The sequence below is a fragment of the Hydrogenophaga sp. T2 genome, assembly GCF_049843535.1.
Classification (GTDB): Bacteria; Pseudomonadota; Gammaproteobacteria; order Burkholderiales; family Burkholderiaceae_C; genus Hydrogenophaga; species Hydrogenophaga crocea.
The window spans coordinates 1-23,276 of record NZ_JBBHZJ010000008.1 but is presented as its reverse complement, the minus strand read 5'-3'; the positions used below and the strand labels follow the sequence as shown (position 1 = coordinate 23,276).

The 23,276-nt window shown below is 68.9% G+C and carries 19 protein-coding genes; 9 read left to right on the top strand and 10 right to left on the bottom strand.

Translation table 11 applies throughout. The features are described 5' to 3' along the window. From WDZ95_RS17725 to WDZ95_RS17705, 5 genes are all read left to right on the top strand, one after another. Entirely contained in the window at window positions 1–1,386 is a 1,386-nt protein-coding gene (locus tag WDZ95_RS17725) for a multicopper oxidase family protein (protein ID WP_425780368.1), read from the top strand. After that, window positions 1,343–2,299 carry a DUF411 domain-containing protein gene (locus WDZ95_RS17720; RefSeq protein WP_425780366.1) on the top strand — a complete coding sequence of 319 codons (957 nt, stop codon included), beginning with the start codon at window positions 1,343–1,345 and terminating at the stop codon, window positions 2,297–2,299. The genes WDZ95_RS17725 and WDZ95_RS17720 overlap by 44 nt, the downstream gene beginning before the upstream one ends. A gap of 16 nt (window positions 2,300–2,315) precedes the next feature. Next, complete coding sequence (locus WDZ95_RS17715) at window positions 2,316–2,603, top strand: copper-binding protein (protein ID WP_425780364.1); 288 nt, start codon at window positions 2,316–2,318, stop codon at window positions 2,601–2,603. Window positions 2,604–2,736: 133 nt separating this feature from the next. Further along, entirely contained in the window at window positions 2,737–4,299 is a 1,563-nt protein-coding gene (locus WDZ95_RS17710; protein ID WP_425780362.1) for a methyl-accepting chemotaxis protein, read from the top strand. Window positions 4,300–4,359: 60 nt separating this feature from the next. Beyond that, on the top strand, window positions 4,360–5,694 hold the full coding sequence (locus tag WDZ95_RS17705; RefSeq protein ID WP_166224134.1) for a TAXI family TRAP transporter solute-binding subunit: 1,335 nt from the start codon (window positions 4,360–4,362) through the stop codon (window positions 5,692–5,694). A gap of 13 nt (window positions 5,695–5,707) precedes the next feature. Here WDZ95_RS17705 and WDZ95_RS17700 read toward each other — a convergent pair whose 3' ends face one another. The 7 genes from WDZ95_RS17700 to ettA form a co-directional block, all read right to left on the bottom strand. Then, entirely contained in the window at window positions 5,708–7,150 is a 1,443-nt protein-coding gene (locus WDZ95_RS17700) for an HlyD family type I secretion periplasmic adaptor subunit (protein WP_425780360.1), read from the bottom strand. Next, window positions 7,150–9,411, bottom strand: coding sequence for a type I secretion system permease/ATPase (locus tag WDZ95_RS17695; RefSeq protein WP_425780358.1), 2,262 nt, complete (start codon window positions 9,409–9,411; stop codon window positions 7,150–7,152). The genes WDZ95_RS17700 and WDZ95_RS17695 overlap by 1 nt, the downstream gene beginning before the upstream one ends. Before the next feature lie 17 nt (window positions 9,412–9,428). Further along, window positions 9,429–10,733, bottom strand: coding sequence for a hypothetical protein (locus WDZ95_RS17690; protein WP_425780356.1), 1,305 nt, complete (start codon window positions 10,731–10,733; stop codon window positions 9,429–9,431). A 1-nt stretch (window position 10,734) separates the two neighbouring features. Continuing rightward, window positions 10,735–11,646 carry a hypothetical protein gene (locus WDZ95_RS17685; RefSeq protein ID WP_425780354.1) on the bottom strand — a complete coding sequence of 304 codons (912 nt, stop codon included), beginning with the start codon at window positions 11,644–11,646 and terminating at the stop codon, window positions 10,735–10,737. A gap of 336 nt (window positions 11,647–11,982) precedes the next feature. Beyond that, window positions 11,983–14,064, bottom strand: coding sequence for a DUF1631 family protein (locus tag WDZ95_RS17680; protein WP_425780352.1), 2,082 nt, complete (start codon window positions 14,062–14,064; stop codon window positions 11,983–11,985). A gap of 90 nt (window positions 14,065–14,154) precedes the next feature. Beyond that, window positions 14,155–14,700: a DUF1415 domain-containing protein gene (locus WDZ95_RS17675; protein WP_425780350.1), complete on the bottom strand. Its 546-nt coding sequence runs from the start codon at window positions 14,698–14,700 to the stop codon at window positions 14,155–14,157. Beyond that, window positions 14,697–16,358 carry an energy-dependent translational throttle protein EttA gene (gene ettA / locus WDZ95_RS17670; protein WP_287467819.1) on the bottom strand — a complete coding sequence of 554 codons (1,662 nt, stop codon included), beginning with the start codon at window positions 16,356–16,358 and terminating at the stop codon, window positions 14,697–14,699. Before ettA ends, WDZ95_RS17675 begins: the two co-directional genes overlap by 4 nt. 252 nt (window positions 16,359–16,610) lie before the next feature. Between ettA and WDZ95_RS17665 the strand changes: the two genes are divergently transcribed. Then, complete coding sequence (locus WDZ95_RS17665) at window positions 16,611–18,347, top strand: DEAD/DEAH box helicase (RefSeq protein WP_425780347.1); 1,737 nt, start codon at window positions 16,611–16,613, stop codon at window positions 18,345–18,347. Window positions 18,348–18,456: 109 nt separating this feature from the next. On the opposite strand, the gene WDZ95_RS17660 is transcribed toward WDZ95_RS17665, so the two are convergent. Both WDZ95_RS17660 and WDZ95_RS17655 read right to left on the bottom strand, forming a co-directional pair. Further along, entirely contained in the window at window positions 18,457–18,840 is a 384-nt protein-coding gene (locus tag WDZ95_RS17660) for a hypothetical protein (protein ID WP_425780345.1), read from the bottom strand. A 20-nt stretch (window positions 18,841–18,860) separates the two neighbouring features. Then, complete coding sequence (locus tag WDZ95_RS17655; RefSeq protein ID WP_425780343.1) at window positions 18,861–19,538, bottom strand: response regulator; 678 nt, start codon at window positions 19,536–19,538, stop codon at window positions 18,861–18,863. Window positions 19,539–19,729: 191 nt separating this feature from the next. Here WDZ95_RS17655 and WDZ95_RS17650 point away from each other — a divergent pair, with 191 nt between their 5' ends. The 3 genes from WDZ95_RS17650 to WDZ95_RS17640 are packed head-to-tail and all read left to right on the top strand — an operon-like array spanning window position 19,730 to window position 22,669. Beyond that, window positions 19,730–20,398: a response regulator gene (locus WDZ95_RS17650; protein WP_425780341.1), complete on the top strand. Its 669-nt coding sequence runs from the start codon at window positions 19,730–19,732 to the stop codon at window positions 20,396–20,398. Beyond that, window positions 20,395–21,729: a sensor histidine kinase gene (locus tag WDZ95_RS17645; protein ID WP_425780339.1), complete on the top strand. Its 1,335-nt coding sequence runs from the start codon at window positions 20,395–20,397 to the stop codon at window positions 21,727–21,729. The genes WDZ95_RS17650 and WDZ95_RS17645 overlap by 4 nt, the downstream gene beginning before the upstream one ends. 10 nt (window positions 21,730–21,739) lie before the next feature. Beyond that, entirely contained in the window at window positions 21,740–22,669 is a 930-nt protein-coding gene (locus WDZ95_RS17640) for a LysR family transcriptional regulator (protein ID WP_166224109.1), read from the top strand. Window positions 22,670–22,675: 6 nt separating this feature from the next. Here the strand turns inward: WDZ95_RS17640 and WDZ95_RS17635 are convergent, their stop codons facing one another. Then, window positions 22,676–23,245: a hypothetical protein gene (locus WDZ95_RS17635; RefSeq protein WP_425780337.1), complete on the bottom strand. Its 570-nt coding sequence runs from the start codon at window positions 23,243–23,245 to the stop codon at window positions 22,676–22,678. Between the last annotated feature and the right edge of the window lie 31 nt (window positions 23,246–23,276).

Below are 23,276 nucleotides of genomic sequence, written 5' to 3'. Positions count from 1 at the left end.
ATGCAACGCCGACACTTCTTCACCGGCGCGGCCACCGCGGTGGCCGCCGCCAGCGTGGGCCGCACGGCCCTGGCCGCCCTGCCCGAGGCCGTGCAGCAGACCTCGGCCGACACCGCCGCGCCCTGGACGCCACCAGGCGTCACAGGCGCGGGCCGGCCCTACAACCCCGTGGTCACGCTCAACGGCTGGACCCTGCCCTGGCGCATGAACAACGGCGTCAAGGAATTCCACCTGGTCGCCGAGCCCGTGGTGCGCGAGGTGGCGCCGGGCTTCCACGTGAACCTCTGGGGCTACAACGGCCAGAGCCCCGGCCCCACGATCGAGGTGGTCGAGGGCGACCGTGTGCGGATCTACGTCACCAACCGCCTGCCCGAGCACACCACCATCCACTGGCACGGCCAGCGCCTGCCCAACGGCATGGACGGCGTGGGCGGGCTCAACCAGCCGCAGATCCCCGTGGGCAAGACCTTCGTCTACGAGTTCGTGGCGCGCCGGCCCGGCACCTTCATGTACCACCCGCACGCCGACGAGATGGTGCAGATGGCCATGGGCATGATGGGTTTCTGGGTCACGCACCCCAAGGGCAAACACCCGCTGATCGACGAGGTGCAGCGCGACTACTGCTTCCTGCTCAACGCCTTCGACGTCACGCCCGGCAGCCGCACGCCCCAGGTCAACACCATGCTCGAGCACAACATCTGGTGCTGGAACAGCCGCGCATTCCCCGGCATCAGCCCGCTGGTGGCGCGCCTGGGCGAGCGCGTGCGCGTGCGCGTGGGCAACCTCACCATGACCAACCACCCCATCCACCTGCACGGCGTGGAGTTCGAGGTGACCGGCACCGACGGCGGCCCCACGCCCCGCGGCTCGCGCTGGCCCGAGGTGACGACCGACGTGGCCGTGGGCCAGATGCGCCAGATCGAGTTCGTCGCCGACGAGCCCGGCGACTGGGCCATGCACTGCCACAAGAGCCACCACACCATGGGTGCGATGGGCCACGGCGTGCCCACCATGATCGGCGTGGACCACCGCGGGCTGGTGAAGCCGCTGCAAAAGGCGGCGCCCGACTACATGGTGATGGGCGAGCGCGGCATGGCCGACATGGGCGAGATGCAGATGGAGCTGCCCGCCAACACCTTCCCCATGATGACCGGCACCGGGCCTTATGGCCCGATCGAGATGGGCGGCATGTTCACCGTGTTCAAGGTGCGCGCCGACCAGAAGCCCGGCGACTACCGCGACCCCGGTCCCTACGCCCAGCCGCCGGGCACGCAGGCCCGGCTGGTCGACACCACCGGCGCGCCCGCGGCCCCGCGCGCCGCGCCCAACCCGAACCCGGCCGATGCCAGCGCGCGCAAGCCCGCCGGCGGCCATGCCCACCATTGAAAGGCCCCCCATGAACAACCGACGCAGAACCCTGATCACGTTGCCGGCCCTGCTGCCGCTGGCCCTGGCCCTGCCCGCCGCGCGGGCCCACGGCAACGCGCCGCACCACGGCGGCGCGGCCGCGGTGGTGAAAGAGCAGAAGCCCTGGGGCATCGCCGGCGATGCCAAGGACGTGCGCCGCACGGTGACCGTGCGCATGACCGACGACATGAAGCTCTCGCCCAACCACATCGAGGTGCGCCAGGGCGAGACCCTGCGCATCCGCGCGGTGAACGCGGGCGCGGTGATGCACGAGATCGTGCTCGGCACGCGCGAAGAGCTCGCGGCCCATGCCGAGCTCATGAAGAAGCACCCGGGCATGCAGCACGAGGAGCCCTACATGGCCCACGTGCCGCCCGGCAAACAGGGCGAGCTGGTGTGGCACTTCAACCGCGCGGGCGACTTCGAGTTCGCCTGCCTGATCGCGGGCCACTTCGAGGCCGGCATGCGCGGCACCCTGCGCGTGAAGGCCGCGGGCCAGGCCGCGGCCCAGCCCGTGGTGCAGGTCTGGAAGGACCCCAACTGCGGCTGCTGCCACGACTGGGTCGAGCACCTCAAGGCCGACGGCTTTGCGGTGCAGACATTCGACACCGGCAACACCGCCATGCGCCGGCGGCTGCAAATGCCCGAGCGCCACGGCTCGTGCCACACCGCCCTGGTGGGCGGCTACGTGATCGAGGGCCACGTGCCCGCGCGCGAGATCCGCCGCCTGCTGGCCGAGAAACCCCAGGCCATCGGCCTGGCCGTGCCCGGCATGCCCGTGGGCAGCCCGGGCATGGACGGCGCGGTCTACGGCAACCGCAAAGACCCCCACGACGTGCTGCTGGTGCTGCGCGACGGCAGCGCCCGCGTTTTCCAATCCTATTTCCGCTGAATCAGGAATTCCCCACATGAAACACCGAATAATCCCTCTGGCATTGGCCGTCTGGAGTGTTGCGGCATTGGCGGCCGATCTGCCTTTCACCGACGCCGAAGTGCGCCGCGTGAATACCGCCGGACAGGAAATCACGCTCAAACACGGCGAAATCAAAAACCTCGACATGCCGCCCATGACCATGGTCTTCAAGGTGAGCGACCCCGCGCTGCTCGCCCCGCTCAAGGCGGGCGACCAGGTGCGTTTCACGGCCGAACAACGCAATGGCGCTTACACCATCCTTAAATTGGAGAAAAAACCTTGATCTGGATCAAAAGCCATTGATTTGTTTTGCCCGGCGCAAATCCTGCAAATTGCCGCTTCATTTGCGCAAAGGGCTGCCGATACTTCCGATACGGAGCGGTCAGGTGATCGCTTCATGAGAAGAAGGATCAGCCATGCGCGTCAACCTGCCCGTGACCCACCAGGAGTTCGTCATCCCCGACGGCGTCACCCTGGTGTCGACCACCGACCTGCAGAGCCACATCACCTACTGCAACCCGGCCTTCATCGCCGTGAGCGGCTACAGCCGGGAAGAGCTCATCGGGCAGCCCCACAACCTGGTGCGCCACCCCGACATGCCGCCCGAGGCCTTCCGCGACATGTGGGAAACGCTCAAGAGCGGCTCGCCCTGGTCGGCGCTGGTGAAGAACCGGCGCAAGAACGGCGACCACTACTGGGTGATGGCCAACGCCACGCCCATCATGAGCAATGGCCAGCCGGTGGGCTACATGTCGGTGCGCACCAAACCCACCCGCGAGCAGGTGCAGGGCGCCGAGCAGCTCTACGCGCGCATGCGCGCCGAGCGCGAGTCGGGCCAGAACCGCATCCGGCTGCACCGCGGCCAGGTGCAAATGGCGGGCTGGCGCGGCGCGCTGCAACGCGCCACGCGGCTCACGCTGGGCCGCAGCATCACGCTCACCAGCGTGGGACTGGCCATCGCCGGGCTGGCGATCGGCGAGTTCGGCGCGCGCCTGGGCAACGAGGCCCACCTGGCCATGGGCGTGCCCCTGGTGGGCGTGGCGCTGTTCGCGGCCTGGCTGCTGCGGCGCCAGACGCTCAAGCCGCTCGAAGGCGCGATCCGTTTTGCCAACACCATGGCCGCGGGCGACCTGACGGCGCGCCTCGAGGCGCGCGGCGCGGTGGAGTTCGGCGAACTCGCCAAGGCGCTCAACCAGCTCAATGTGAACCTGCAGGCGGTGGTGGCCGACGTGCGCCACGAGGTCGAGGGCGTGCAGGTGGCGAGCCATGAGATCGCCAGCGGCAACCACGATCTGTCGTCGCGCACCGAGGCCCAGGCCAGCAACCTCGAGCAAACCGCCGCCTCCATGGACCAGATGAACAGCACCGTGGCGCAAAGCGCGGGCACCGCGAGCGAAGCCGCGCGGCTCGCCGAGCGCGCCGCGACCGTGGCACGCGAAGGCAATGCCGCCATGGGCGAGGTCGTTCACACCATGGACGAGATCAGCCGCAGCTCGACCCGCATCGGCGAGATCATCCAGGTCATCGACGGCATTTCCTTCCAGACCAACATCCTCGCGCTCAACGCCGCGGTGGAGGCCGCGCGCGCCGGCGAACAGGGCCGCGGCTTCGCTGTCGTGGCCGCCGAAGTGCGCAGCCTGGCGCAGCGCACGCTCGACGCCGCCAAGGAGATCAAGACGCTGATCGACGAGTCCGCGGGCCGCGTGCAGCGCGGCAGCCAGCTCGTGCACAGCACCGGCCAGACCATGGCCAGCGTGGTGGGCGCGGTCGAGCAGGTCAATGCGCTGATCGGCGACATCACCCACGCCACGCAGGAACAATCGAGCGGCATCGCGCAGATCAACCAGGCCGTGGGTCAGCTCGACTCGGTGACGCAGCAGAACTCCGCCATGGTCGAACAGCTCGCGGCCGCCGCGAGTTCGCTGCAGACCCAGGCGCAGGTGATGCACGAGGCGGTGCAGATCTTCAAGCTGCGGTAACACCCGGCAACGCGTCAGCCACGCGGGCCCGGGCAGGCCCGTGCTATGTTCGCGGGCACCATGCCCAAGACGCTGCGCTACACCCTGATCTCACTCAAGGAGATGCTGCTCTCGGGCAGCCCGATCGTGCTGATCACGATCGCGCTGCTGGCCTTCACCTGGTGGTGGCTCAACCCCAACCCGCCCAAGCGCGTGGTGCTGGCCACCGGCCCCGAACAAAGCGCGTACGACACCTTCGGCAAGCGCTATGCCGAGGCGCTCAAGCGCAACGGCATCACGGTGGAACTGGTGCGCACCCAGGGCTCGGCGCAGAACCTCGAGATGCTGCGCCGCGAAGAGGTCGACCTCGGCTTCGTGCAGGGTGGCACCGCCGACATCGGCTACGACGACGAGGACGGCATCGTCTCGCTGGGCAGCCTGTTCGTGGAGCCGCTGTGGCTGTTCTACCGCGAAGACGCGGCGCGCCGTCTCAACAAGAGCGCCACGCTCACCAACCTCGCCGATCTCGCGCGCTGGCGCGTCAACGTGGGCACGCCGGGCAGCGGCGTGCCGCGCCTGTTCAACACCCTGCTCGAGGTCAACCGCGTCTCGCCGCGCGACATCGTGCTCAGCCAGCTCGAACAGACGCCGGCCACCGTGGCCTTCCTCGACGGCAAGCTCGACGCCCTGGTGTTCGCCTCGGCGCCCGAATCGCTGATCGTGCAGATGCTGCTGCAGACGCCGGGCGTGAAGCTGCTCGACTTCGCCCAGGCCGAGGCGTATTCGCGCCGCTTCGGCTACCTCACGCCCGTGACCATGCCGCAGGGCATGGTGGACCTGGCCAAGAACCTGCCGCCGCGCAACGTGCGCCTGGTGGCCTCCACCACCAGCCTGCTCGCGCGCTCGGGCACGCACCCGGCGGTGCTGCAGCTGTTCGCACAGACGGCGGTTGAACTGCATGGCGGTGCGGGCTGGTTCAACCGCGCGCGCGAGTACCCCAACGTGGCGCACAGCGAACTGCCCGTGGCGCCCGAGGCCGAGCGCGCGTTGAAGGGCGGCCTGCCCTTCCTGCAGCGCTACCTGCCGTTCTGGCTGGCCAACGTGGTGGAACGCATGTGGCTGGCGCTGGGCCTGATCCTCGCGCTCGCGCTGCCGCTGTCGCGCATCGTGCCGCCGCTCTACAGCTTCCGCATCCGCTCGCGCGTGTTCCGCTGGTACGCCGAGCTGCGCGACATCGAACAGCGCGCCGAAAGCGGCGCGGCCACGCCCGATGCGCTGCTCGAGCAGCTCGACGCCATGGAGGGCAAGGTCGAGAAGGTGGTGGTGCCGCTGTCGTACACCGACGAGCTCTACGCGCTGCGCAACAACATCCACCTGGTGCGCAAGAAGCTCTTGCGCAAGGCACAGCCGGCGTGAGGCCCGCTCGCGTTCAGCGCTCTCGCAGGCTTTCGTCGGCCAGGGTCTGAACGGGGCTGAGCAGGTAGTCGATCAGCCGGCGGCGACCGGTCTTGATTTCGGCGACCAGATTCATGCCGGGGGTGATCGGCACCTCGCGCCCATCGGCCATCAGGCTCGATCGGCCCAGTTTGAGGTAGGCCGGGTACGAGGCCTGGCCGGTGCGCTCGTCGACCGCGGCGTCGGCGCCCAATACCGACACCGTCGCGGGCAAAGTGCCATGGCGTGTGAACGGAAACGCTTCCAGCTTCACCGTGACGTCCTGACCCGGGCGCACGAAGCCCATGTCCTGGTTGGCAATGCTCACCTGCGCAGTCACCCGGTCGACCTCGGGCACGACGACCATCAGCGCCTGGCCGCCAGCCACGACAGCGCCGCCGTTGTGCACCGACAACTGCTGCACCGTGCCGTTCACCGGGGATCGCAGCTCGGTCAGGCGCTGGCGTTGTCCGACCTTCATGGCCTCGGCCTGCAGTTGCTCGCGTTGCGTGCGCGCCTGGGCCTCGCGCTCGATGAGTCCGCGGCGGATATCGGCCTTCATCGCATCCAGCGTCTGCAGGGCATGCGTCTGCGCCAACTGCAGTTCGCGCCACCGCGCCTGCTGTGTCGCCAGGTCGCGCTCCAGTTCAACGCGCTCGCGCGTGCGGTCCTGGGTGGCATGGCCCGAGATGAACCCCTTCTCGACCAGCAACCGGTAGTCGGACTCGCGCTGGCGGGCCATGGGCAGCGTGGCCTGGAGTTTGTCGAGCAAGGCATGCGCTGTCTCGCCCTCGCTGCGGCGCTGCTCCGCGTCGGCGCGGGCGCGCGTGAGGCGACCCTGGATGTCGGCCCATTCGGCCCGCAGCTGCGCGGTGGCCCGGCGCGCGTCGGCCGGCGTCCAGACCAGGTGCTGGGCAGGCGCAGGCAGCGGCTCCTGCAAGACTTCCTGATCGGGCAGTCGGCCCCGTTCCAAAGCGCGCAGCAGAATCCCCGTGCGCCAGGCCTCGCTGCTCGCGGCGCACCACGCCTCCTGCACACGGGCACTGTCGGCCCGGGCATCGGTGGCATCGAGTTCAAGGAGCAGTTGCCCCGCCTGCACGCGGTCGCCATCACGCACCCACACGCGGTGAACCAGCCCGTCCTGCAACGGCTGGATGCGGTTGCTGCGCTCGCTCACGATGACCCGGCCGCTGGCCACCGCGACGATGTCGACCTGCCCGAACCAGGACCAGGCCAGAGTCAGGGCAAACAAGGCCATGAGCGCGCGCGCCGTCCACAAGGGCAGCGGATGGGGCGGCGATTCCTGCACGCTGAGACGGGCCGGCAGAAAGGCCAGCGCCTGCGGCGATCCGCGGGCGGGTTCGCCGTCGAAGCGGCGCGTCCATGCCGCGCGCAGAGCCCGCAGATGGTGGGCCCATCCCGCTGACCGCGGCACCATCAGACGACCGCCTGCGCCGTGGGCACGGGCGACGCTTGCAGGCCCCACAAGCGCGCGTAGAGACCGGCCGGTCGGCGCACCAGCTCGTCGTGCGAGCCGGCCTCCACGAGGCGGCCCTGGTCCATCACCAGGATGCGGTGCGCCTGCCGCACCGCACTGAGCCGGTGGGCCACGATAAGCACTGTGCGGCCCCGACAAATCGCTGCCATGTTGCGCTGCAGGGCGGCCTCACTTTCGTAGTCGAGCGCGCTGGTGGCCTCGTCGAAAATGAGAATGCGCGGCTGGCTGAACAGCGCCCGTGCGATCGCGATGCGCTGGCGCTGTCCGCCACTCAGGCTGCTGCCCTGCTCGCTCACCACCGTGTCGTAGCCCTCGGGCCATTCACTGATGAACCCGTGCGCGCCCGCGAGGCGGGCCGCGCGAATCACCTCGTCCAGCCCGACACCTGGGTCGGCCACGGCGATGTTGTCGCGAACGCTGGCGTTGAACAGCAGGTTGTCCTGCAGCACCACGCCAATGTGGCGGCGCAGCTGCGCCACATCGACGGTGCCAATGTCCACGCCGTCGACGAGCACCTGTCCGGCCTCGGGACGGTACAGGCATTGCACGAGCTTGGTCAGCGTGCTCTTGCCCGAGCCCGAGCGACCCACAATGCCCACCACTTCGCCCGCCTGGATCTCCAGGCTCAGGCCATCAAGCACAAGCCGCGCTTGGTCGCGGTATCGAAACCGCACGTCTTTGAACGCGATGGCGCCCACCACACGGGGCAAGGTCGCGCGCTGGCGCTGCGGCGCCGCACCCGTATCAGGCTTGGCATCGAGCACGTCGGCCAGGCGACGCATGGACACACCGGCCTGTTGCACATCCATCCACAACTGGGCCAGGCGCATCACTGGCTGCGACACACGCCCGGCGAACATGTTGAAGGCCACGAACTGACCGACCGTGAGCTGCCCTTGCATGACCAGGTGCGACCCCCACCACAGCGTGGCCGCCTGCACCAGCTTGCCGATCAGGCCCACCGACTCCTGCGCCGTGCTGGCCGCCATCTGTGAGCGAAACGCCGCGAGCACGTACGCAGCGAGCTGACGGTCCCAGCGCTGCTCGAACTGGGGTTCGAGCGCAGCGGCCTTCACGGTCTGAATGCCGGTGACGGATTCGACCAGCATGGCCTGGTTCTCCGCGCCCAGCGCGAACTTCTGATCGAGCCGGCGCCGCAGCACGGGGGTCGCCCAGGTGATCACGCCCGCGTACATGGGCAGGCTGGCCAGAACGATGAGCGTCAGCAAGGGGCTGTAGGCCAGCATCACCGCCACGAAGACCAGCGAGAACGCCACGTCGAGCAGTGCGGTGAGGCACTGACCGGTGAGAAAGCCACGCAGGCTCTCCAGCTCTCTTACCCGCGCCACCGAATCGCCGACGCGGCGCGCCTCGAAGTACGACAGCGGCAGTGACAGCAGGTGGCGGTACAGCCGTGCGCCCAACTCCACGTCGATGCGCTGCGTGGTGTGGGTGAAGAGATAGGTGCGCATCAGGCCGAGCACCGACTCGAACACCACCACGACCACCAGCCCGAACACCAGCACATCGAGCGTGCTCTTGCCTTGGTGCACCAGCACCTTGTCCATCACGGCCTGGAAAAACAGCGGACTGACGAGCGCAAACAACTGCAACACGAAACTGATCAGCAGCACTTCGCCCAACAGCCGCCGGTACTTCACGAGACTGGGCATGAACCAGCTGAAGTCGAAGCCTTCGGCACGGGGGGCCAGGGCCGCGCGGCGGGTGATGAGCAGGGCGTCGCCCAACCAGGCCCGCAGGAAATCGTCGCGCGTGAGCGTTTGCACGCCGGCCTTGGACGCCGCGGTCGTCTCCGCGCCGCCACCGCGCGCTTCGTTTGCCAGGCCGTCGAAGTCCTGAATCAGCAATCGCTCACCTTGTTGCCTGGCCAGCACGACGCGGCGTTCGTGCACATCCGCACCGTCGACCGCCTTGAGGCACACCACCGCCGGCAACGGGATCTCGTGCAATTGAGCGGCAGTCCAGCGTGTCCAACGGGCCTTGAGGCCCAGCGATTGCGCCGCGATCAGCAAATCATCGCGGGTACAGGCGCCACCGGCAGGCAAAGCCAAGCGATGGGCCAGCGCCACCGGCTCCGCGAGGCACTGATGGAAGCGGGCCACGGCACACAAGGCGGCCAGGCCACGAGGCAGCTGTCGCGCCTCGGGCGGCCGCGATTCCGCGCAAATGTCACCGTCCACCGACGTCACACCACCACTCACGTCCAGTTCGACGCCAGCACGGGCGCCGGCACCGAGGCATAAGGGGTGACCGTCAGCGCCTGCGGGGCCGCGGTGCGCGGCGAGAAATCGACCATCGCCTGCACCAGCACATCGACCTGATCCCCAAACACCGGCTGCCCGCCGCCTGCTGCAAAGCCATCCACGCCCAGGGCCGCATCGTCGAGCCAGGGCTCATCGTCCCAAGCCTCACCGCTGTCGTCTGCGCTCCACGCGGCATCGTCCCCCATTTGGCGGTACCAGAGTTGGTCGGCGGCGATGCCGGGGGCGAATGCCTCCGCATCCGACCCGGCGTCCCACGTGCCTTCGCCCGAATCTGCAACCCCCAGTCCGTCCAGCGGCAGAGACCAGGATTCGGGACTGCCCCAGCGCGGCAGATCCTGCATTCCCGTCAAGGCAGCCACCGTGTCCACCATGCCGTCCCACCACTCCTGCATGTGAGCATCGGCAAACATCTTCAGAACGGTCGCATCCAACACCGACAGCGGCACGAACTGCGCCGCAGCACCGCCTGCCGTGGCATCACCGCCTTCGCTGCCCTCGCCCTGGATCCACACGTCGCGCGGGCTGGCGCCCTTGGGGTACACGATCCGGCACATATCGCCTGCCGGGTTGGCAACGCCCAAGGCCTGGCCCAGCGCCTCGTTCCAGAGAAAGCTGCCCGGCTGGCCACCGGGGGCAGGAATCATCACGCCCACCAGTTCGGGCAGCACGCCACCGAGCGCGGACTGGCAGATGGCAAAGTTTTCTTCTGGCGTGAAAGGCCCGCGGATCAGGCTGTCCTTGGTTCCGGCCGCGAGGTCCTTCAAACCCTCCAAGGCTTGTCCCGCCATGCCCGCCAGGCTGTTGTTCCATTCCACGCGGCCGTCCACGTAATGGGTGCGACCGCCGGCATCGACCGGGGACAGCATCAGCAAGGACGACTGGCTCTCGGTCTTGAACTGGGTGAAATGGGCCGACAGCGCATACATGGTTTCGGCGGTGGTCGCCAGTTGCATGTGCTCCATGATCGTCAGGCTGCGCTGCTGATTGCGCGTCTCGGCGTCCATCGCCATGCGGATGTATTGGCGATCGAGTTCGAGGAAGCTGTTGTAGTTCTGAGCGGCTTGCAGCTGATCGAGTTTGGCTTGTTCGAGCTGGGCATCAGTAGCCTTTCCTTGATCCACTTGACTCTGCACAGAAGCAATTTGCTTTTGTGCGGCCGTATTGGCCGCCTGCAACGACTCGAGTTGACCGCGCCATTGCGCCTTGACTTCCGGCAGAAAAGACGGTGCATATTTCATACTATTCCTCCTGAACTGCGTTGGTTAACTCGATGCATTCCTCGATCTCCGGGTGCCATTGACGCAATTGATTCAACTCCTCTTCCAAGGAGGCCCGCCGCTCGGGCGGAGCCTTGTTTCGATACACCACCAGTGACAGGTCCGCATCACTGAACCAGTACTTGGCGGCCTGAAAGCCCCAGCAATACACCAGCTGTCGATGGCGAACGCCGTCCAAACCCCGTTCTTCCACAGGACCCCAGAACGAAACCGCAGCCCGCAGGTATCCCGATCGAAGCGCCTTGATCAGCAAGTCGGTGCCGCGCGCCATGTCTTGCTGAAAGCCGGCGCTTCCGGCCCGCAATCGCCCTCCGAGTTGGATGTAGCAGTCGGGATGGCCGAGCGCCGCGCCTTTCTGCATCCAGTACCGCGCCAGCGATCGTTGCTCGGACCAATCGATCCCCGGGCGTGAAGGCAGCCGGTAGCTGATGGCGGACAGCAAACACATGGCGCCTGCATCGCCCTGCCGAGCCAACTCATCGAGCCGCTTGAGCACCGGCAAGGGGTTGTGCACCTGAACGGTGCTGGGTTCAAAAACCTTCAGGGTCAAATACGCCAACTCATAGCCCTCTGCGGCCATGGTCCGCCAACGCGCTTCCCTCTGAGCGAGCCCTTGCGGGCCGTTGTAGCGGCGGCTCTGGTCGTTCCACAGGTACACCTCGTTGAACAACTCGCGCTCGAGTTCGGTCCGGCGCTCGGCGCTCAACGTGGCCGCCTTGCCGGCATCAAAAAACACCCGCGGAGTGGCAAACGGATGCACGAAATAGGCCCAGATGCGCAGCGTCTGCTGATTCCACCAGATCAGCCCGATGCCTATCAGCAGCATCACCACAAAAATGGATTTCCGGTGATTGCGCCAATCCGCCACAGCCATCGCCAGAGCTTCTCTCACATTCCCTCCCGATCGAACCCGGATGGTTCCGGGAAGCGCCGAAGCCGCGACTGTAGCGAGACGCCGTCAATTCAAATGCGGTCGGCAAAGGGCAGGCGAAAACGTCACGAATACATCAGATTCGAGACGATTGTTCAAATCGTGCATTGAGCCGCTTGTCAATACCCGGCACGGTGTTGAATGCACCGATTGCTGCGGCTACCAACCCCGGGTAATTGCGCGCGGATTTACCGCGCTGATGGCGGATTCAGGGTGTGGCAGACGGGCCACGGCACGAGCAAGGCGCCGTCCGGCCCCTGCCCGCCGGGGCCGACGCGCTCAGCGCTTCCCCGAGTTCTTGAGCGCCTGCTCGGCCACCGCGTCGAGCGCCTCGTCGACCACGCTGTGGTCGGCCACCACGCGCAGCTTCTGGGTCTCGATCAGCCGGTCCACGCCGCGGCGCGTCATCGACAGCGAGCGGCCCGAGGCCGTGCCGAACAGGAACAGCGTGCCGTGCGGGCTGGCCCAGGTGAGCTGCACGCGCAGCGTCTGCTCGTCCTGCGCCAGGTCGAACCAGCTGCCCACGGCGAGCGACGAGGCGTCGCGCAGCGCCACCTCGGCCTTGATCTCGGACCAGTCGCGCTGCATGGGCAAGGTGTTCATGAACGCCGGCTGCGTGGTCTCGGGCAGCGCGTCGTCGTAGAAGTTCGTCTCGCGCGCTTCCTGGTGGCGCATCCAGAGCTCGGCGTCGTCGGGGTTGAGGCGGCTGGCGTCGGGGTCGACGGGCGCCTCGGGCTGGGCCTCGAGGGCGGCCGACTGGCGCTCGCTGCGCTGGGTCTTGTAGGCCGCTTCGTGCAGCCCCATGAGGGTCTGGAAGAAGGCCTCGACCTTCTCGCGCGGGTAGTCGATCGAATCCAGACCCTCACGCAGCGTGCGCAGCACCGGCGGGATCACCTTCACCAGGCGCGGCCGGTTCTGGCTCGCGAGCGCGAGCTGGCTCGACCACAGCAGATCGGACAGGATGTCTACGTAGCGCTTGGCCGTGGAATCGCCCGACAGCATGGGCGGCTGCTCGCTCTCGTCGATGCGCGCCTTGGCCACCACCTGCGCCCACACGCTGGTGAGGAAGCGGCGCACCGGACCGGGCGCCTTGGGGTAGTCGGGCCGGGCGCGGAATTCTTCGGCCACCTTCTCGGCCAGCAGCTTGCGCTGCTCCACACGCACCAGCGTCTGCACCGCACGGCCGCGCGCCTCGAGCTCGCCGCGCGGCAGCGATTCGTCCTGCGAGCGGCGCAGCCGCTCGAGCTGGGCCGGAAAGCGCGCCTCGAGCTTGCCGCCAGGGCGGCGCAGCTCGGTGACGATCTGGCGCAACTCCGACAGGAAGCTGCTGAAGCCTTCGTCCTTCTCGCTGGTGAAGGCCAGGCCACGCGCCGTGACGTTGTCGAGCAGGCGGCGCGCCGGGTTGTTCTTGTCGGCGAAGAAGCGCGGGTTGTCGCGCGCGAGCTCGTGCAGCGCCGGCGACATGTCGCGCAGCGCCGAGCGCACCGGCCGCAGCAGGCGGCGGTCACCGGTGATGCGCTGCGTGAGCAGCGTGACGACCTCGGCCGCGATCGAGCGCGACATGCCGTCGTCGGCGGCCTGGTCGCCCCCCACCTCTTCACTGCCCACGAGCAGCTGGTGCAGGTGGTCGAGCGTGAGCAGGGCCGCGCGCTCGGACATCGGCTCTTCGAGCAGGTCGGGGCCTTCGAGCTGTTCGTCGAGGAAGACCCGCGAGTCGGGCGCGGTCACCACGTTGTAGCCCGCGGGCTGCACGCCACGCGCGGCCAGCATCTTGTCAAGGCGCACGTACATGTCGGCCAGCGCCGCGCCGAGCGACTTGGCGCCCACCTGCAGCCAGCGCGCGCGCATGGCGGGCGCAATCTGCAGCGCCTTGAGGGCACCCGTGAGCGTGTCGATGTAGACCGACACGCGCAGCGGATTGGCGTCGGCGTTGACCGCGCGCAGGCCCTGGGCCGTGGACAGCCGCGCCGTGAATTCGTTGAAGTGCTCCTCGGCCGCCATGGTCGCGAGCTGCTGCACGCGCGCGGTCTCGACCTTCTCCTGCACCTGATCGTCGCCCATGAGCTCGAGCTCGTCCAGGCTCAGCGAGGTGCGGCGCACCGGGCCGGCTGACTCGCCCGACACCCCTTCGAGCTCTTCGGCCAGTGCCGACAGCCAGTGCCGGGCCACGTTGTCGCGCTGGCGCTGAAGAAGCGTGTAGGCGTCGATCAGCGCATTGCGCTCGGGGTAGTTGGGGGCCATGGCCTCGCGCTCGCGCAGCTGGACCTGGAGACGGTCGAGCCAGGCGGGGATCCATTGGCGGGAGGCTTCAAGCGCCTCGGTCAGGCATTGCTCGTAAACCGGCAGCGGGGCGTTGGGCATGAATCGGATGGGCGACGGTGGGGCCGGACGCATTGTCTACCCGCCACCGTATCCCAACAAGGATCGATCGGGCCCTTTTGGCCGATCAATTCACGGTTTCGGCAGAAGGGTGGCCCAGCCTTCGGCACCCAGGCGGCGCAGGGTTTCGATGTTGCGCGCCACGATGGCCTCGGCGTCGCCGCCCTCGGTGGCCACGGCCCGCGCCACGCTGTCTTCGCGCAGCAGGTGCAGCGTGGCGAAGGGCGCGCGGTTGGTGGCGTTGGTGATGTCGTCGGGCTCGGTGCCCTCGAAACGCCAGTCGGGGTGGAAGGCCGCGACCTGGATCACGCCCTCGAGTCCGTGCTCGGCAACCACCTCGTCGGCGATGTCGAGAAAGTCGTTGAAGACCAGGAAGTCGGGGAACAGCGTGGGGTGCACGATCAGCGTGGTGTCGATCCGCTCGGCCGGCGTGGCCGCGAGCAGATCGAGTTCGCGGTCGAGGTCGTCGAGCAGGCCGTCCACGTGGCGCGCCTGGCTCACCACGATGCGCACCTGGTTCTTCACCCACACGGCGCGCGCGAACGGGCACAGGTTGAGGCCGATGACGGCCTTCTCCACCCAGTGCCGCGTCGCGGCGATGACGGCGGCTTCGTTCACGCGAGCGACTTGAAGCGCGGGCGCTTGGGCGCGGCGCCCTCTTCACCCAGGCGCTGCTTCTTGTCGGCCTCGTATTCCTGGTAGTTGCCGTTGAAGAAGAACCACTGGCTGTCGCCTTCGGCGGCCAGGATGTGGGTGCAGATGCGGTCGAGGAACCAGCGGTCGTGGCTGACCACGAGTGCCGAGCCCGCGAACTCGAGCAGCGCCTCTTCGAGCGCGCGCAGGGTTTCCACGTCGAGGTCGTTCGAGGGTTCGTCGAGCAGCAGCACGTTGCCGCCTTCGCTGAGCATCTTGGCCAGGTGCAGGCGGCCGCGCTCACCGCCCGAGAGGTTCTTCACCAGCTTCTGCTGGTCGCCGCCCGAGAAGTTGAAGCGGCCGCAGTAGGCGCGGCTGGGCATCTGGAACTTGCCCACGGTGATCATGTCGAGGCCGCCCGAGATGTCTTCCCACACGGTCTTGTCGCCGGCCAGGCCGTCGCGGCTCTGGTCCACCGCGGCGATCTTCACGGTCTGGCCGATCTTGACCTCACCGCTGTCGGGCTGTTCCTTGCCGGTGATGAGCTTGAACAGCGTGGACTTGCCGGCGCCGTTGGGGCCGATGATGCCCACGATGGCGCCCGCGGGCACCGAGAAGCTCAGGTTGTCGATCAGCAGGCGGTCGCCGTAGCTCTTGCTCACGCCCTTGAACTCGATGACCTCGTTGCCCAGGCGGTCGGCCACGGGGATGAAGATCTCGTTGGTCTCGTTGCGCTTCTGGTATTCAACGTCGCTGAGTTCCTCGAAGCGGGCCAGGCGCGCCTTGCTCTTGGCCTGGCGGCCCTTGGCGTTGGAGCGCACCCACTTGAGTTCTTCCTTCATGGCCTTGCGGCGCGCGTCTTCGGAGCGCTGTTCCTGCTCCAGGCGGGCCTCTTTCTGCTCGAGCCAGCTCGAGTAGTTGCCCTTGTAGGGAATGCCGTGGCCGCGGTCGAGTTCGAGGATCCACTCGGCCGCGTTGTCGAGGAAGTAGCGGTCGTGGGTGATGGCCACCACGGTGCCCGAGAAGCGCTGCAGGAAGTGTTCGAGCCACTCCACCGACTCGGCGTCCAGGTGGTTGGTGGGTTCGTCGAGCAGCAGCATGTCGGGCTTGGACAGCAGCATGCAGCACAGCGCCACGCGGCGCTTTTCGCCACCGGAGAGCAGGCCGATCTTGGCGTCCCAGGGCGGCAGGCGCAGCGCGTCGGCGGCGATCTCGAGCTGGTGCTCGGAATCGGTGCCGGCGGTGGCGATGATGGCTTCGAGCTGGGCCTGCTCGGCCGCGAGCGCGTCGAAGTCGGCGTTTTCCTCGGCGTAGGCCGCGTACACCTCTTCGAGGCGCTTCTGCGCGGCGCGCACCTCGCCCATGCTGTCTTCCACGGCCTCACGCACGGTTTGCTCGGGGTTGAGCTGCGGCTCCTGCGGCAGGTAGCCGATGCGGATGCCCGGCATGGGCGTGGCCTCGCCCTCGATCTCCTTGTCCAGGCCGGCCATGATCTTGAGCAGCGTGGACTTGCCCGAGCCGTTGAGGCCGAGCACGCCGATCTTGGCGCCGGGGAAGAAGGACAGCGAGATGTCCTTGAGGATCTGGCGTTTGGGCGGCACGATCTTGCCGACCCGGTTCATGGTGAAGACGTATTGGGCCATGGTGGTCTGTGAAGAATTTGCAGCGCCGGGCACAGCGCAAAACCCCGGATTATCGACCCATGCCACAATACGGGCCGTCTGGGCACATCAGTTGGCCCGGCACCAGCTGTCTGCTGGGGGCGCGCTTCCCGCGCGGAAGCCGCCCAATCCCCCGGAAATCCATCGGCCCCCGACTGAGCGGGGCGGCGCCCCAACCGGCACCCCCGAGCGGCCGATGCTCCCCAGCACCCAGGAAGGGTGCCGCTTCACACAATGAATTTCGAAGAACTGAACCTGGCCCCGGCCATCGTGCAAGCCGTGCAGGAGCATGGCTACAACACCCCGACCCCGATCCAGGTCGAGGCCATCCCCGCCGTGCTCGCGGGCCGCGACCTGCTCGCCGGCGCGCAGACCGGCACCGGCAAGACCGCCGCCTTCACGCTGCCCATGCTGCAGCGCCTCTCGCAGGGTCCGCGCGGCGCCAACCGCTTCGGCGGCATCGGCATCCGGGCCCTGGTGCTCACGCCCACGCGCGAACTCGCGGCCCAGGTGGAAGAGTCGGTGCGCGTCTACGGCAAGCACGTCGACCTGAGCTCCGCCGTGGTCTTCGGCGGCGTGGGCATGAACCCCCAGATCAACGCCATGAAGCGCGGCGTCGACATCCTGGTCGCCACGCCCGGCCGCCTGCTCGACCTGCAGCAACAGGGCTTCCTCGACCTGTCCACCGTGCAGATGCTGGTGCTCGACGAAGCCGACCGCATGCTCGACATGGGCTTCATCCACGACGTGAAGAAGGTGCTGGCCCTGCTGCCCCAGAGCAAGCAGAGCCTGCTGTTCTCGGCCACCTTCAGCGACGAGATCCGCGAGCTCGCCAACGGCCTGCTCAAGGACCCGCAGCACATCCAGGTCACGCCGCCCAACACCACGGTGCAGCGCATCACCCAGGTCATCCACCCCGTGGGCCGCGGCAAGAAGAAGGCACTGCTGGTGCACATCATCCAGCTGCACAACTGGAGCCAGGTGCTGGTGTTCACGCGCACCAAGTTCGGCGCCAACAACGTGGCCGAGTACCTCAACAAGCACGGCGTCACGGCCATGGCGCTGCACGGCAACAAGAGCCAGGGCGCGCGTACCCAGGCGCTGGCCGGTTTCAAGAGCGGCGAGATCCGCGCGCTCGTGGCCACCGACATCGCCGCGCGCGGCATCGACATCGACGAGCTGCCGCACGTCGTCAACTACGACATCCCCAACATCTGCGAAGACTACGTGCACCGCATCGGCCGCACCGGCCGCGCGGGCCGTGAAGGCCAGGCGGTCAACCTCGTGAGCCTCGACGAAGAAGGCTTCATGATGGAGATCGAGCGCTTCACCAAGCAGCAGATCCCGGTCGAGATGTTCGCCGACTTCATGCCCGAACCGGGCGAGAAGGCCGAGCCCATCGCCATGGGCCGCCAGACCCTCTGGGGCGGCGCCGGCAAGCCGCCCAGCCGCGAGGTGATGGCCGCGGCCGCCAAGGCCGCGCGCCAGGAGATGGTGCAGCGCATCCGCGAGAAAAAGTCCAACGAAGGCCCGGGCCGCGGCCAGGGCGAAGGCAATGGCCAGGGCCAGGGTCAGGGCCAGAACCGCAACGGCCAGAACCGCCACAAGGCCAAGGGCCCGCGCCCGCAGGGCCAGGGCGGCGGCCAGGGCAATGGCCAGAACTTCAACGCCGGCGGCGGCCAGCAGCGCCAGCGCCCGCCGCGCGGCGATCGTCCGCCGCGCTTCGAGGGCGAAGAGGGCCACGAGCGCCAGCCGGGCCCGAACGCCCACCTCGGCAGCCTGCGCATCCGCGATCCCAAGCCGCGCCAGGCCAACCCCAATGGCCAGCCCGATCCGCTGCGCACCGGCATCGACGCCATGCGCACGAGCAACCGCCACAAGAAAAAGGGCAAGGGCGGTGGCGGCGGCCCGCGTGGCGATGGTCCGGTGGATCCGCTGCGCACCTCGTTCGGCCGCATCGGGAACAACTGAAGCGCCCCCACGCTCCGCCGCTGCGCGGGTCGGTGCCCCCCGAGGGGGCTGATCCGGCTTGGGGCGGCCCGGCGCCGGATCGCGTCGGCCCCCACGCTGCGTGGGTCGCTCAGCCCTTCACAAAGGCCGTCACCAGCGGCTCGTCGCCCACCTGGCGGCTCCAGTGGCCGTGCACGGTGGGGTCGAAGGTGGCGCCGGCCGGCAGCGTGTCGGCGGAATAGAAATGCTCGCCCGGGCCGAAGACCCGGCTGCTGCCGTCCTGCAGGCCGATCTCCATGCGCCCGCGCAGCACAAACAGCCACTGCGGGCTCTCGGTGCAATGGAATGGGCTGCGAAAACCCACCGGGCTCTCGCGCAGTTGCAGGCCGATGGCGGGCTGCAGGGCCGACAGGCGCGCCGCCGGTGTGCCCTGGTCGAGTGGCAGGCGCTCTTCGCGAAAGCGCGCGCGGCCGTCGGTGTCGGTGAAGAGGATGACGCGGGTGAAGCTGCTCATGCCCCGACACTAACCGAATCTCACGCGGCGCCGGCCAGCCAGGCGTCCGCGAGCAGCAGCACCTCGCGCACCGGCGCGCGCACCGCTTCGGTCCCGGCCCCGAGCACCGGCTCCAGCAGTTCGGCACATCGGAGCTGGCCGAGCGTGAGCGCGGCACCGTGCAGGCGACGCAAGGCCTGTTGCCGTTCTTCGATGTCGAGCGCGTCCAGGCCATCGAGCAAGGTCGTGGCCTCGGCCTGCCAGCGGCGGGTCACCTGCACCAGCTGGGTTTGCGAAATCCCCAGGCGGTTGCGCACCTCGGCGGCGGCCTCCACCTGGCGCTGGCGGCTCTTGCTCAGCACGCGCTCGAGCGCGGGACGGGCCGTCTGCGGGGTGTAGGGCTTGACGATGAAGCCCGCCGCGCCCGCCGACACCGCGCGCGTGACCGAGTCGCGGTCGGCGGCGGAGGACATCATGACGAAGGGCAGCGGCGCCAGCAGCGGATGCCCGCGCGTGCGCTCGAGCAGGCCGATGCCGTCGAGACGCGGCATGTACAGGTCGCAGCAGCACAGCACGGGCCGAAGGCCGGCGTCCAGCAGCGCCCAGGCGGCTTCACCGTCCTCGGCCTCGACCACGTCCGTGACGCCCGGCAGGGTCCCGATCAGCCGCACCAGGGGCATGCGGGAAATCTCGTCGTCGTCCACCACCAGTACCTTCATGCCATCGCTCCACGCACCCAACGCCGCACACCAAGCCGCCGCACCGCGACCGCTCCTGACCGGATCATCGACCGCAAGGCCCGCGTGACCAAGCCCCGCGACCGCCACAGGCGCTGCCGACAAGGTTTCCCCGCAGGCCGGGCACCAACAAGCCGGCGATCGGGCGCGGTTTTCGCGCACACTCTCGGTTCATGCGCATCCTGCTCGCCGAAGACGATCCCATGCTCGGACCCGGACTCGAGCGCGGCTTGGGCATGGCCGGCTTCGCGGTGGACTGGGTGCGCGATGGCGTCGAGGCCCAGACCGCGCTCGAGGCCGGCGGCCACGAGGTGCTGGTGCTCGACATCGGCCTGCCGCGCCAGGACGGCCTTCAGCTGCTGCGCTGGCTGCGCGCCGACCAGCACGACATCCCGGTGCTGGTGGTGTCGGCGCGCGACGGCGTGAACGACCGCGTGACCGGCCTGAACCTGGGCGCCGACGACTACCTCACCAAACCCTTCGACCTCGACGAGCTGATCGCGCGCGTGCACGCGCTGGCGCGGCGCCGCCAGGGCCGGCCCCAGCCCGAAATGCGGCTGGGCGCGCTCATGCTGCAGCCGCAGCGCCGTGAGGTCACGCTCGCGGGCCAGCCGGTGCAGCTGTCGCCGCGCGAGTTCGACCTGCTGGCCGCGCTCATGGAACGCCCCGGCCACGTGCTCTCGCGCGAGCAGCTCGAGCAGCGCCTGTACTCGTGGCAGGACGAGGTCGCGAGCAACGCCATCGAAGTGCACCTGCACCACCTGCGCCGCAAGCTCGGCCCGGCCTGGATACGCAACGTGCGCGGCGTGGGCTACAAACTGGTCGAACCGGATCCGGCATGAGGTCGATCCGCCAGCGCCTGCTGTCGTGGCAGGTGGGCGCGCTGATCGTCGCGGCCATTCTCGAAGGCCTGCTCACCCACCACCTGGCCTGGGGCGCGTTCAACGATGTGCGCGACAACAGCCTGCAACTGATCGCGCACTCGGTGGTGCGCCACGGCGTGCCCCCGGCCGACGACCCCGGCGCGGCGGCAGACGCCCTGGCCACCTCGCAGCCCATCTCGAGCGACCTCGGTCACTTCACGACCCAGATCTGGAGCCCCGATGGCCGGCTGCTGTACAGCTCGCTCGCGGGCGGCGGGCCCGCGCTGCAGCCGCCCGGGCTGCACGTGGTGCCCTGGGGCGGCGAGGAATGGCGCGTCTACACGCTCGCCGATCCGCGCCAGACCGTGCAAGTGGCCGTGACTTCGGCCGACCGCCTCGCGCGCTTCGCCGAATTCGTGCCCTGGCTGCTGGCGCCGCTGGCGCTGCTGGTGGCGGTGATGTGGCTGCTCATGCCCACCGCCGTCAACAGCGCCCTCGCCCCGCTCGATGCCTGGGGGCGCGACCTGCGCCGGCGCGACGTGCAGCACCTGCACCCCGTGGCCACCCAGGCCCTGCCCGACGAACTGGTGCCGCTGGGCGACGCGCTCAACTCGCTGCTCGCGCGCGTGGACACCCTGCTCAACGACCAGCGCGCGCTGCTCGCCGACGTGGCCCACGAGCTCAACACGCCGCTGGCCGCGATCAAGCTGCAGGCCCAGCTCGCGCGCCGCAGCGCCGAGACCGAGGCGCAGCGCCGCGCGGCCTTCGACGAGCTCGACCGCGGCATCGCCCGCGCCACGCACCTGGTGGCCCAGCTGCTGCAGATCGCGCGGCTCGAGCCCGGCGTGCGCGAGCACCGCACCGAACCGCTGCGGCTGGACCGCCTCGCCGCCGAGGCGGTGGGCGGCTTCTCGGCGCGCGCCGACGAGCGCGAGGTCGACCTGGGCCTGTCGCCCAGCGAGCCGCTGGACGTGATGGGCGACCCGCACGACCTGCGTGTGCTGGTCGACAACCTCATCGACAACGCCCTGCGCCACACGCCGCGCGGCAGCCGCGTGGACGTGGAGGTGCGCGCGCGCGACGGCTGGGCCTGGCTGGCCGTGAGCGACAACGGCCCCGGCATCGCCGCGCCCGACCGCGAGCGCGCGCTGCAGCGCTTTGCGCGCCTACGCCCCGAACAGACCACGGGCAGCGGCCTCGGGCTGGCCATCGTGCAGCAGATCGTGCAGCGCCACGGCGGTCAGCTGCAGCTCGACGGGGCCGAGGGCGGCGGCCTGCGGGTGCGCGTGGGCCTGCCGCTGCGCGGTTAAGCTCCGGCCCATGGACCGATTGCATTCGATGCGCACCTTCCAGAAGGTGGTGGACGAAGGCGGCTTTGCGGCCGCCGCCCGCGCCATGGACCTCTCCCCTGCCGTGGTCACGCGCCTGGTGGCCGACCTCGAAGACCACCTGGGCACGCGGCTGTTGCACCGCACCACGCGGCGCGTCTCGCTCACCGAAGCGGGCGAGATCTACCTCGACCGCGTGCGCCAGATCCTGCTCGACCTCGAAGAAGCCAGCGCGCTCGTGAGTTCGCAGACCCAGGAACTCGCGGGCGTGCTGCGCGTGCTCGCGCCGCCGGTGCTGGCCACCCACGTGCTCGCGCCCATGGTCGCGGGATTCCGGCAGGCCTACCCCAAGATCCGGCTCGACATCGACGTCGAGACCCACCGCGAGCCGCCGGTGGAAGACTACGACGTCACCCTGATCGGCGCCGACGGCAGCTTCGACGCCAATGTGATCGCGCGCAAGGTGATCAGCACCGAAGGCATCCTGCTCGCCTCGCCCGAGTACATCGCGCGCCGCGGCCTGCCCGCCACGCCCGAAGACCTCGCGCAGCACGACGTGCTGCGCCTCAAGCCCGCGGGCGGGCGCTCGCGCAAGTGGCGCCTGCTCAACGCCAACGAAAAAGACCGCGCGGTCGAGATCGACGTGCAGCCCGTGCTCTGGGCCAACCACACCGACACGCTGATGCATGCCGCGCTGGACGGTGCGGGCATCACCGCCACCTCGGTGGAGCTCGCCGCGCCGCTGCTGGCCGACGGCGATCTGGTGCGCGTGCTCAGCCCCTGGATCACCAACCGCCTCACGCTCTACGCCGCGCTGCCCAGCCGCAAGTTCGTGCCGCGGCGCACCCAGGTGTTTCTCGACCACCTCACGCAGAGCACGCGCGCGCGCGTCGACCAGGCGCTGTCGATCTGCGTGGCCTGAGCGGGCTCAGCGGCGCGCCTCCGAAAAATCGCCGCCCGGGCAGTCGAAGCGCACGACGCCGCGGCTGTAGCGCTCCACGTCCCAGCCGAACAGCACGCCCTCGGGTGCGAGCCGGAATTTCAGGCGCAAGCTGCCGGGCCTGGCCTTCAGGTCGCTCAGCACCGCGTCGGGGATGCGGGCCGCGACGGGCACGGTGTGGTCGCCGATCGCGCCGTCGTCGACCCAGGCGATGCGCTCCGCCGGGCAGTGGCCGCATTGGCGCCACACCACCCGCAGGCTCAGCGGCACGCGCCGCTGCACGAAGGCGCGGATCTCGCGGTAGCGGCTCGTCACCCGCGCCGAAGCGTGGATCAGGGCCCCCAGGTCGTCGTGGAAGGTGACGCCGTGCATGCGGGTGTCGGGCACCGCATCGACCAGCATCAACCAGTCCATGCCGCGAAAACGCCGCACCAGATCGGCCGGCCGCAGGGGCGTGCCGGTGTCGGTCGGCGCCCCGCCCGCGGGCGTCCCGCCCGAGGGCATCAACCCCGACCAGGGATTGGCCGGCGTTTGTGGATTCTTGCGTTCGCGTCCCATCGTCACTCCCGCGGCCGCTCAGTACCGTGTT